Below are 8,183 nucleotides of genomic sequence, written 5' to 3' on the forward strand. Positions count from 1 at the left end.
CCGTCGGCATCGGAGGTGACCCGATCAACGGCCTGAAGCACATCGACGTGATGCGCGCCTTCAACGACGATCCGGACACGGACGCCGTGATCATGATCGGCGAGATCGGCGGCCCGGACGAGGCCGAGGCCGCCCGCTGGGTCAAGGACAACATGAAGAAGCCGGTCGTCGGCTTCATCGCCGGTGTCACCGCGCCTCCGGGCAAGCGCATGGGCCACGCCGGTGCGCTGATCTCGGGCGGCGCCGACACCGCCGACGCCAAGCTCGCCATCATGGAAGAGTGCGGCTTCAAGGTCACCCGCAATCCGTCGGAGATGGGCCGCATCCTGAAGTCGCTGCTGTGATCAGCACGCCACGCTTCGCGTGACACGCAAGCCAAAAGGCCGCCCCGAGGGGCGGCCTTTTTCATGGGCTCACGCCGAGGGTTTGTCTGGAAGCATCAGGTCGCGGTGACACGTAGAGTGCATGTCACTAAATAGCACGGGCGTTCTTTTTTGCGCCCGGCAGAGCAGGAGACATCCGATGATCCAGACTTCCCTTTCCCGATTCGGCCGGGCAGCCGTGGCACTGGCCGCGGCCCTGATGCTGGCCGCCTGCGGCGGCGGCGATGACGGCAGCAGCAGCCCGAAGGTCGGCGCGCTGAAGGTCATGGGCGACAGCCTGGCCGATGTCGGCACCTTCGGGCTGAAGTTCACCATCCAGGGCAACCCGATCTATCCGGAGCTGATCGCGCAGTCCTACGGCCTGGGCGGCGGCTGCAGCTTCTTCCGCTTCACCGGCACCACCTTCGCCACCGACAGCACGCTCAACTGCACCAACTTCGCCGTCGGCGGCGGAGTGATCAATCCGGCCAGCAGCGCGCTGAGTGCGCAGGACCCGCGCGGTCTGGCGGTGCAGTTCACCGCCGCGAACGCGGCTGGCTCCTTCCATCCCGGCGACCTGCTGCTGATCGATGGTGGCGGCAACGATGCCGCGGCGCTGGTCTCCGCCTATCTCAAGGCCCCGACCGACGGCGGCGCCGCCTACACCGCGCTGCTGGGCAGCCTGCTGTCCTCTGCCCAGGTCTCGGCAGCGGCCGCCGGCGGCACGACCGGCCTGGCCGGCGCCGGCGCGACCTACATGAGCGCACTGGCCGACCGGATGGCCACGCTGATCACCACCCAGGCGCTCGACCGCGGCCTGCAGCGGGTGGCGGTGCTGAACATGCCGGCGATCACCCGCACGCCGCGCTTCCAGATGGTGCTGGCCTCGATCACCGCCAGCGCCGGCGCCACCGCCAGCGCGCAGAGCGCGGCGCTGTTCGACAGCTGGGTCAGCGCCTACAACAGCCGACTGCTCGCGCGCCTGGCCGGCGACAGCCGGGTCGCGGTGGTCGACTTCCAGGCCACGCTCGACGCGCAGGTCGCCTCGCCAGCCACCTACGGCCTGAGCAATGCCAGCACGCCCGCCTGCCCGGTCACCGGCACCGGCAGCGACGGCCTGCCGACCTACACCTTCGCGACCTGCACCGACGCCGCGCTGGCCGCAAGCCCGCCTGCCGGCGTCACCGGCAGCGACTGGTACACGCGCCATGCCTTTTCCGACGGCTTCCACCCCACGCCCTACGGCCACCAGCTGATGGCCGACATGATCCGCAAGGCGCTGGTGGCCAAGGGCTGGCTCTGAGACGGCTGCACGCCCGACGCCAGCAGGCCACAAAAGTCATGTCACTTTGACACGCCGGCTGACGGCATCCGACGGGTGGTCTCCCGCCGCCCGGATGCCCTGGAGAGAATTTCCGGATCGGGACAGGTTCCGCCACGGCAGCCCTGCCCGATGCCCAGTCATCTTCAGGGAGCCCTCTTCATGCGTCACCACCCCTTCGTCTCCGTGCTGGTCCTGTCGGCCTGCGCACCGCTGCTCGCGCAGGCCGAACCGGCCCGCCCGGCCCCGACCACCCTTGCGGTGACCGAACCGGCGTCGACATCGCCCACCGGCACGACCTCAGGTCCATCGGCGGGAGCGGCCAAGGTCGAGAACAACGGATCCGGGACACGGAACACCGCCACCACGGCAACGACCAAACCCGGCCTGAAGTGAGCTGACCCGCCTCAGCGCCCGTAGGTCGCGGTGAACGAGGCCTTGCCGAGCAGCTTGTCGCCCAGGCCCTTGTTCAGCACGAAGCCGTGCAGCGCCGCCGAGCCGGTCTTCGGGATGCCGGCGGCGGCGTGCAGGTTGTCGACGCCGAGCGCGAACACGGTGAAGACATAGCGGTGCGGCTTGTCGCCGACCGGCGGGCACGGGCCGCCCCAGTTGCCGTTGCCGCCGGTGGCGCCGGTGTCGAAGAAATCGCTGTGGCCGCCGTTCGCGCCGGCCGGCAGCGTCGCCGCCGAGTTGCCCGCGCCCTGCGCCAGCGAGGTCACCGAGGCCGGAATGTTGTAGACGCCCCAGTGCCAGAAGCCGCTGCCGGTCGGCGCATCCGGGTCGTAGACCTGGATCGCGTACGACCGGGTGCCAGCCGGCGGATTTTTCCAGACCAGTGCCGGCGAGACGTTCTCGCCCTTGCAGCCGAAACCGTTGAGCACGAACCTGCTGGCGATGACGCTGCCGGCCGGAATGTCGGGGCTGGACAGCGTGAAGGCGCCGGCGGACGTGCCAAGGCCGAGCGAAGGCAGCGTCGGCATCGAGCCCGCGCAGCCCGCCAGGGCCAGCACGAACACGGACAGCGCGGACACGGCCGCAGGGCGGCGCAGGCGATCGGACATCATCGTCATCAGGGGTTCCTCCTCGTCGGTGCGGATGCGGGCGACCGTGTGCCGGTCGCGGCTGCCGTGCATTCTGGCAGTGGGATGCCGGGCGGAGCCATGGCATGCACCCTGATGGACAGACACCGTGCCTCACCGACAAGCGGGGGCGGCCCCCAGCATTGCCAACGTTACGCCAGGCAGCAGTCGAGACACGACACCGAGTTCGTGGCACGCGGCCGTTTCTTCGCTTTACGATCGAGCCCGACGTCAACACGTATGGCAGAAAAGATCCGACATGAGCGACAGGCGAAGCGCCCTCGGCATCCTGAAGAAGGCTCTGCAGGCCCCGACGCGCCGGGTGATCGCCGTCATCGGCCCCGAGGCGCTGACGATCGAGGCCCGCCAGCCCGATGGCCGCCTGCGCGAAGTGTCGTTCTACCGGCTCGTCGCTGAAAAGCTGCTGCAGGACCACGGCCTGCCGACCGATCTGCTCGACGCCCCCGGGCCGATGTGGATGCTGCACCGCGCCGCCTCCATCCTGATGGAACGCAAGGGCTGCAGCACCGACGAGCTGCGCCCGATGATCGACGACGCGATCCAGGAGCTGCAGGCGCACTGCCACCCCGGACCGGACAGCCTGATGCGCCCGAGTGGTGCGTTGCGGGAACTGGCCCGGCTGGACTGCTTCCGGCTGATCCTGAGCCTGACGCCCGATGACCTGCTGCCCGCCGCGCTGCGTGAAGCGCAGCCCGGGTGCGTGCTGGACATGGCCGGCTACTCGCCGAACCTGGATCTGGAGTCGGGCTGGCCGATCGACGTGCCTTCGTACACCAAAGGCCGGCTGCGTTATTACCAGTTGCTCGGGCGAATCGGCAGCGTCGGCGACTTCGCGGTGCACGAGGAAGACACTCTGGAACACCTGCAGCGCTTCCGCGACGACGCAGAACGCTCCGCCAAGACCTTGCTGGCCGATCTGCGCAACGGCAAGAACAACGTGTTCGTCTATCTGGGCTGCGGCCTGCCCGACTGGATGGGACGAGGATTGCTGCGCCTGCTGGGTGAGGCGCGTTTCATCTCGAGCGAGCGGCCGTATGACTTCTTCTGCGTCAGCTCGCAGGACGATCAGCTGAACGGCTTCCTGGACCAGTTCAGCCGGAAATCGGTCGTGCTGCCGTGGACGGCCCTGGAACTGGCGCGTCAGATCCGTGCGATGAGTCAGGCACCCCTCCCCGCGCCATCCTGGCAGCCGGCCGGATCCACCCCCGGCTCGGCGCCCGATCCTGCCCATACTCGCCATCAGGACGGCCCGGCCCCCAGCATCTTCGTCAGCTACGCCACCGAGAACGCGACAGCGGCGCTGCGCATCGTCGAGCAGTTGCGGCAGATCGGCTTCGGCGAGATCTGGCTGGACCACAAGACCCTGGTCGCCGGTGACGACTGGACCGACAAGATCGATGACGCCATCGCCACCTGCGACTACTTCATGCTGCTGCTATCACGGCAGGCCGACCAGCGCAGCGAAGGCGTCTACTGGGAAGAGTGGCGCAAGGCCATGGACCGTTCGCGGCGCAAGTTCGGCGCCTTCCTGCTGCCGGTGGGGATCGATGCCGAGCATCCGTTCAAGGTCGGTTACGAGCGCATCTTCACCGACTGGACCCGCCCGCTCTACAACCGGCACCTGCTGCACGCCCCCGGTGGCGAGATGAGCCCCGACACCCGTGACCAGCTCGTGCGCCGCCGCCAGTCGCTCGCCGGAGGCCAGCCATGACCGCCCGTGACGACAACGCCCCGCAGATCGACAAGGACCACCCGTGGCCCTGGCTCGACGCCTTTCCGGAAAGCGCCCGGGACTTCTTCAACGGCCGTGACGAGGCCGCGCAGCAACTGCTGCGCTGCGTGCTGTCGGCGCCGGCCACGGTGCTGTTCGGCAAGTCGGGACTGGGCAAGACCTCGCTGCTGCAGGCAGGGCTGTCACCGCTGCTGCGCGAGGAACAGTGGCTGCCGGTGCTGGTGCGGTTGACGCATCAGGAGGACCGTGCCTATGCGCCCGGGCAGCTGTCGAGCCGCCTGCTGGCGCGGCTGGAAGAAGAAGCGCACGCCCACGGCCTGCGCTGCGACGGCCCGCCGCTGCCGGGCGACACCGCCTCCCGCCCGGCGGCGGACGACACCGATGCCGGCGCAGCCACGCGCCTGTGGGAACTGCTGCACGACACCGAGGCGCGCTGGCTCAACGCGCAGGACGAGGAATGGACACCGGTGTTCATCCTCGACCAGTTCGAGGAGGTGTTCACGCTGATCCATGACACCGAGCGGCAGCAGCGCCTGTTCAGCGAACTGGGCAACCTGATCCAGAACCGCACCCCGGCCGACGTGGCCGAACGGCGCAAGACCCATGAGGCGCTGCGCCGCCGCCTGGACCCCGAGCGGCTGGGCGCGCGCTTCGTGCTGAGCCTGCGCGAGGACTACCTGCCCGATCTGGAGATCCACGCCGACCGGATTCCGCGCCTGGGGCCGAACCGCTACCGGCTGCTGCCGATGTCGCAGGCCGAGGCGCTGGAGGCGATCGACCGCACAGGCGGGGCGCTGGTGGAGACGGCGGACGCCGAGCGCATCGTGCGGTTTCTCGATCAGCAGAACCTGTCGGTCGATCCGAACCGGCCGCGCCCGCAGCGACGAGAGCAGATCGAGCCGGCCCTGTTGAGCCTGGTCTGCGCCGGACTGAACCAGCATCGCATCGAGCAGCGAGCGCAGAAGCTCGACACGACCTCGCTGGACCGGCTGGGCGGGCAGTTGCTGGAGAAGTTCTACGACGACGCGCTGGCGGCCTTGCCCGAGAAGCGGCGCGAGGCGGCGGCCCGCTTCATCGAGACGGAGCTGATCACGCTGGACGGGACGCGGCGGCCGTTTCCCGAGCAGTCGCTGACGCGGGTCGGGCTGGACGGCGCGGACATCGCGCGGCTGAAGGACCGGCGGTTGCTGCGCACCGAGAACACCGAGCTTGGGGCGTATGTCGAGCTGGTGCATGACCGGATCGCGACGGTGGTGGCGGGGCGGGCGCAGAAGAGTCGGGAGCGGGAGGCGGCGCGGAAGGAGCGGGAGAAGCGGGCGCTGTGGTGGCGGATCGTTGCGGGGGTCATGGCGGTGCTGTGCGTTGGTCTGATCGGGACGTGGCTTCAGTGGCAGAACGCCCGGCAACTCAGCGTGCAACTAGATGGCGCCAAAACCACCTTGGAAGGGACCAATCGGACGCTGGAGGGCAAACTAGCCGAGCTGAAAGCGGCGCTAGGGCGGGCGGCGAGTGCGGAGGAGAATGCGCAGGAGAAGGCAGGGCTGGCGGAGCGGCGTGCCAGCGAGGCCAAGGCGGAGGCCGAGCGGGCGTTGAAGGCGGAGCGGCTGGCCAAGGCGGCGCAGACCGATGCCGAGGCGCAAAAGGGCAAGGCCCTGGCGGCGCAGACAGACGCAGAAGCCCAGAAAGGCAAGGCCCTGGCGGCGGCCCGCGATGCGACGGCGCAGCGGGTGCTCAGCGATGCGAATGACTATTTCGCCGGCACCAATCGATCGGCCGAGGGATTACAAAGTTTGCTGATGACGATGGCTGGGCATCGGCTGGCTCAAAAGTCAGAGCAACCGTTTATCCAAGCAGCCGGATACGCAGGGTTGCAGCGTGAATTCAATCGTTCGGGTGCATTCGTTTGGGTGCACGAGGCGAGTTCATCCATTATTGCGGTCGCCATCAGCCCCGACGGCTCGCGCATCGTATCCGGCAGTGAGGACAACACCCTGCGCCTGTGGGATGCCCGTTCCGGCAACCCCATCGGCGAGCCCCTCAAGGGACATTCGAGTTCCGTCTCCAGCGTCGCGTTCAGCCCCGACGGCTCGCGCATCGTCTCCGGCAGTGAGGACAACACCCTGCGCCTGTGGGATGCCCGTTCCGGCAACCCCATCGGCGACCCCCTCAAGGGCCATTCGAATTCCGTCTCAAGCGTCGCGTTCAACCGCGACGGCTCGCGCATCGTCTCCGGCAGTCGGGACAGCACCCTGCGCCTGTGGGATGCCCGTTCCGGCAACCCCATCAGCGAGCCCCTCAAGGGACATTCGGGCCCCGTCTCCAGCGTCGCGTTCAGCCCCGACGGCTCGCGCATCGTCTCCGGCAGTGAGGACAACACCCTGCGCCTGTGGGATGCCCGTTCCGGCAACCCCATCGGCGAGCCCCTCAAGGGACATTCGTTTTTCGTCTCCAGCGTCGCGTTCAGCCCCGACGGCTCGCGCATCGTCTCCGGCAGTCGGGACAACACCCTGCGCCTGTGGGATGCCCGTTCCGGCAACCCCATCGGCGAGCCCCTCAAGGGACATTCGAGTTCCGTCTCCAGCGTCGCGTTCAGCCCCGACGGCTCGCGCATCGTCTCCGGCAGTGAGGACAACACCCTGCGCCTGTGGGATGCCCGTTCCGGCAACCCCATCGGCGACCCCCTCAAGGGCCATTCGAATTCCGTCTCAAGCGTCGCGTTCAACCGCGACGGCTCGCGCATCGTCTCCGGCAGTCGGGACAGCACCCTGCGCCTGTGGGATGCCCGTTCCGGCAACCCCATCAGCGAGCCCCTCAAGGGACATTCGGGCCCCGTCTCCAGCGTCGCGTTCAGCCCCGACGGCTCGCGCATCGTCTCCGGCAGTGCGGACAACACCCTGCGCCTGTGGGATGCCCGTTCCGGCAACCCCATCGGCGAGCCCCTCAAGGGACATTCGAATCCCGTCTCCAGCGTCGCGTTCAGCCCCGACGGCTCGCGCATCGTCTCCGGCAGTCTGGACAACACCCTGCGCCTGTGGGATGCCCATTCCGGCAAGCCCATCGGCGACCCCCTCAAGGGCCATTCGATGGCCGTCTCCAGCGTCGCGTTCAGCCCCGACGGCTCGCGCATCGTCTCCGGCGACAGTTGGGACCGCACCCTGCGCCTGTGGGATGCCCGTTCCGGCAACCCCATCGGCGAGCCCCTCAAGGGACATTCGAATTTCGTCTCCAGCGTCGCGTTCAGCCCCGACGGCTCGCGCATCGTCTCCGGCAGTCTGGACAACACCCTGCGCCTGTGGGATGCCCGTTCCGGCAACCCCATCGGCGAGCCCCTCAAGGGACATTCGGGCCCCGTCTTCAGCGTCGCGTTCAGCCCCGACGGCTCGCGCATCGTCTCCGGCAGTCTGGACAACACCCTGCGCCTGTGGGATGCCCGTTCCGGCAACCCCATCGGCGAGCCTCTCAAGGGACATTCGAATTTCGTCTCCAGCGTCGCGTTCAGCCCCGACGGCTCGCGCATCGTCTCCGGCAGTTGGGACGGCAACCTGACCTTGCCCCTGTATTCCGTATCCCATAGCCAGACTACGCGCTGGCTTGCCGAGCTTGGCCGGCGAGCCAGTTTTCTTCGAACTGCATCGGGCTGACGTAGGCCAGCGTCGAGTGCAGTCGGG

Annotated in this window: 5 protein-coding genes and 1 pseudogene; 5 read left to right on the top strand and 1 reads right to left on the bottom strand. The window is 68.4% G+C overall.

Features of this window, described 5'->3' with window-relative positions:
- The 3 genes and pseudogenes from HZU84_RS19795 to HZU84_RS19805 form a co-directional block, all read left to right on the top strand.
- A pseudogene (locus HZU84_RS19795) lies at positions 1–344 on the top strand (succinate--CoA ligase subunit alpha); the annotation flags it as partial.
- Between the two features lie 178 nt (positions 345–522).
- Positions 523–1,665: an SGNH/GDSL hydrolase family protein gene (locus HZU84_RS19800; protein ID WP_244954284.1), complete on the top strand. Its 1,143-nt coding sequence runs from the start codon at positions 523–525 to the stop codon at positions 1,663–1,665.
- Positions 1,666–1,845: 180 nt separating this feature from the next.
- Positions 1,846–2,079: a hypothetical protein gene (locus tag HZU84_RS19805; RefSeq protein WP_149504064.1), complete on the top strand. Its 234-nt coding sequence runs from the start codon at positions 1,846–1,848 to the stop codon at positions 2,077–2,079.
- A gap of 11 nt (positions 2,080–2,090) precedes the next feature.
- On the opposite strand, the gene HZU84_RS19810 is transcribed toward HZU84_RS19805, so the two are convergent.
- Positions 2,091–2,663 (bottom strand): YbhB/YbcL family Raf kinase inhibitor-like protein, encoded by a 573-nt coding sequence (locus tag HZU84_RS19810; protein WP_149505284.1) that lies wholly within the window; start codon positions 2,661–2,663, stop codon positions 2,091–2,093.
- A gap of 208 nt (positions 2,664–2,871) precedes the next feature.
- Here HZU84_RS19810 and HZU84_RS21050 point away from each other — a divergent pair, with 208 nt between their 5' ends.
- Both HZU84_RS21050 and HZU84_RS20345 read left to right on the top strand, forming a co-directional pair.
- Positions 2,872–4,494 carry a toll/interleukin-1 receptor domain-containing protein gene (locus tag HZU84_RS21050; RefSeq protein WP_149504065.1) on the top strand — a complete coding sequence of 541 codons (1,623 nt, stop codon included), beginning with the start codon at positions 2,872–2,874 and terminating at the stop codon, positions 4,492–4,494.
- On the top strand, positions 4,491–8,156 hold the full coding sequence (locus HZU84_RS20345) for an nSTAND1 domain-containing NTPase (RefSeq protein WP_219341022.1): 3,666 nt from the start codon (positions 4,491–4,493) through the stop codon (positions 8,154–8,156). The genes HZU84_RS21050 and HZU84_RS20345 overlap by 4 nt, the downstream gene beginning before the upstream one ends.
- Positions 8,157–8,183: the final 27 nt, after the last annotated feature.

This window comes from Sphaerotilus sulfidivorans (assembly GCF_013426975.1).
GTDB classification, from domain to species: domain Bacteria; phylum Pseudomonadota; class Gammaproteobacteria; order Burkholderiales; family Burkholderiaceae_C; genus Sphaerotilus; species Sphaerotilus sulfidivorans.

Coding starts and splice junctions, on each gene's coding strand:
- HZU84_RS19805 (WP_149504064.1), top strand. CDS start 1,846: ATGCGTCACCACCCCTTCGTCTCCGTGCTGGTCCTGTCGGCCTGCGCA.
- HZU84_RS20345 (WP_219341022.1), top strand. CDS start 4,491: ATGACCGCCCGTGACGACAACGCCCCGCAGATCGACAAGGACCACCCG.
- HZU84_RS19800 (WP_244954284.1), top strand. CDS start 523: ATGATCCAGACTTCCCTTTCCCGATTCGGCCGGGCAGCCGTGGCACTG.
- HZU84_RS19810 (WP_149505284.1), bottom strand. CDS start 2,663: ATGCCGACGCTGCCTTCGCTCGGCCTTGGCACGTCCGCCGGCGCCTTC.